Genomic DNA, 772 nt, shown 5'->3' on the forward strand with positions numbered 1-772 from the left:
AAACTTGCCATTCTAGCGGCACGAACATTTTCCCAGCTGGTATCAGATACAATAACTTTCACACCACGCTCTGAGAATGCTTTGGCAATATCACGAGCGAGTGGATTTGCCCCCAAGAATAAAAAGCCATGATCATCCGCTTCTTGCACGCCTAAGGCTTTCGCTAATGGTCGTGCGGTCACACTCTGCAAAGCCACAGTCACTACAATCACAAGAAACACTAAAGGCACCAGCACTCCAGCCTCAACCATTCCCTGCTCTTCTAACTTAAACGCAAATAACGAAGATACCGCAGCCGCGACGATACCCCGTGGCGCAATCCAAGATAAGAAAAATTTTTCTTGCCGACTTAAGTCAGTGCCAATCGCTGCGACAAACACGGAAATCGGGCGAGCCAAAAATATGAGTGCGAGCATAATCCATACTGCCGCAATGCCTAAGTCATACAGAGCGACTAATTCCATTCTGGCGGCAAGTAAAATGAACAATGCAGAGATCAGCAATACAGAAAGAGATTCTTTAAATTCTAAAATCTCANCGATCGGCACGCCTCTCATGTTGGCTAACCAAATTCCCATGACGGTCACCGTAAGCAAACCCGACTCATGTACCAAAAAATTAGAGAGCGCGTATACGCCGAGCATAAACGTCAGCGTGCCCGTATTTAATAAAAACTGCGGCAGCCAATGACTGCGCAAGGCTTCGCCCAATATATACCCAGAAGCGCCGCCTAAGGTTAGGCCTAAAACTAATGTGGCTCCGAATGTGCCGA

Annotated in this window: 1 protein-coding gene; it reads right to left on the minus strand. The window is 47.2% G+C overall.

All coding sequences use genetic code 11. The annotated features are described in order from the left end of the window. Positions 1-772: cation:proton antiporter (locus A3762_RS28975; protein WP_197469497.1), on the minus strand; the 772-nt coding region annotated here is incomplete at both ends.

The sequence above is a fragment of the Oleiphilus sp. HI0125 genome (genome assembly GCF_001635355.1).